The sequence below is a fragment of the Sulfurihydrogenibium sp. genome (assembly GCF_027448985.1).
Taxonomy (GTDB): Bacteria; Aquificota; Aquificia; order Aquificales; family Hydrogenothermaceae; genus Sulfurihydrogenibium.
Map to the genome: position 1 here is coordinate 1 of NZ_DAIDMN010000139.1, position 1,946 is coordinate 1,946.

The following is a 1,946-nucleotide window of genomic DNA, read 5'->3' on the forward strand; positions in this document are numbered from 1 at the left end:
TGACAAAATCATTGGTCTACGAGTCATCATTCAATGAAGCAGGAAGCCCCCACTTGTTATAAGTGGGGGTAGTTCACTTTTATTTCTTCTACAATTTCACCGTCTTTCATCTTTACTATTCTATCTGTTTTTTCTGCTAAATCCATTTCGTGGGTTACCATAATTATAGTTTTTCCTTCATGGTTTATCTGGGTAAATATTTCCATTACTTTTTCGGTGTTTTTTGAATCAAGATTACCAGTAGGTTCGTCTGCTATTAATATATCCGGATTGTTAGATAGAGCCCTTGCGATGGATACTCTCTGTTGTTCTCCTCCTGATATCTGATAAGGTTTTCTGTTTTCTTTACCTTTTAGTCCAAGTTTTTCAAGTAAAGTTAACGCTCTTTCCTTTGCTGTTTTTTTATCCACATTTGCCTTTAACATTGGTACCATAACATTTTCTTCCAAAGTAAGTTCGTTGATAAGATAATGAAACTGAAAAACAAAACCAAATTTTTTATTTCTTAAATTAGCAAGTCTGTCTTTGTCTTTAAAAACTACTGGACTTTCTTCTACAACAACTTCTCCAGATGTTGGAATGTCTAAAAGTCCAAGAATGTATAGAAGTGTACTTTTTCCTGAGCCTGATGGTCCTACTATGCTTACAAATTCTCCTTTGTTTATTATAAGATTTATATTTTTTAAAATTTTTTCCTGTCCTATTACTTTTTCAACGTTTTTAACGGTGATTATCTGCATCTAACCACTCCTGAATATATCGACAGGATTGAGTTTTGAAGCTTTGTAAGAAGGGTAAAATGATGCTAAAATAGAAAAGGTAATTGAAAATAAAAATCCGTAAAGGTAATAAACCATACTTCTGTCTAATATAAATCCTTTTGCTCTTACTAAACCTTCTACCTCTATCTTTATGGAAGAAAGCCACTCTTGGATTGAGTATCCCAAAATACTTCCTATGATATAACCAAAAAATCCGACAATAAATCCTTGATATACGAATATTTTTACAATATCGTTTTCTTCGTATCCAACAGCTTTTAGTATAGCTATGTCTTTTTTCTTTTCCATAACGGTCATCATTATTATGTTGAATATTCCAAAAGCTGAAACGATTAGTATAGCAAATACTATCATGTAAGTTATGTAGTTTTGTATTTTAAAAAGTTGAAGGAAGTTTTTATATGCGTACTGCCAACTTTCTGTGTAGTATCCTGTTTGATAACTTATCATTTTTGCCAACTTTTCTGCTTTGTTTACATCTTTTATTTTAAAGATAATCTCATTAACTTCGTTTGGTCTTTCAAGGATAGACTGTGCTGTTCTTAGATTTATGTATATTCTTGTTTGGTCAAGGTTTGTTATTCCGGATTCAAAAAAATCCACCACTTTGAACACTTGGCGATTTCCGTTTGGTGCGGTTAATACAACTTTTTTACCAAGTTCGTCAATACCTAAATCTTTTGCTAAAAGTTTGCCGATTACGATACTGTTTCTGTCGGATAGTAGTGTATCTAATTTTTTATTTACTATAAATTTGTCTATCACAGATGCTTTTCTTTCTAAAATTGGGTCTATACCTATTAAATTTCCTGATTTTTCTACGGTGCCGTATCTGATTATTGCCTGACTAACCAAGTGGGGCGCAATTCCGATTATATCCGGGTTGTTACTGTACTTATCTATTATTTCTTTGTACTGGGTTATTTTATCTTTTTTTTCTTCCGGTTTTGAGCCGTAAACCTTTGCTATAACGTCACTTCCAAAAAATGTTTTTATGATTTTATCCGGATTGTTTTCTGGTTTTACTTTCAACGTTATGTGAGCATTTAGGTCTATGGCTTGTTCTATAAAATACTTTTGAAAGCCGTTCATCAAAGATGCCATAACTATAAATTTGTCTATCACAGATGCTTTTCTTTCTAAAATTGGGTCTATAGCTATTAA

General features: G+C 32.1%; 2 protein-coding genes. Both read right to left on the bottom strand.

From position 1 onward, the window contains the following. Positions 1-56: 56 nt before the first annotated feature. The gene (locus NE054_RS08000) at positions 57-740 is read right to left on the bottom strand and encodes an ABC transporter ATP-binding protein (protein WP_297890428.1); all 684 of its coding nucleotides are present in this window, start codon (positions 738-740) and stop codon (positions 57-59) included. After that, the gene (locus NE054_RS08005; protein WP_297890430.1) at positions 741-1,943 is read right to left on the bottom strand and encodes an ABC transporter permease; all 1,203 of its coding nucleotides are present in this window, start codon (positions 1,941-1,943) and stop codon (positions 741-743) included. It lies immediately after the preceding gene. Between the last annotated feature and the right edge of the window lie 3 nt (positions 1,944-1,946).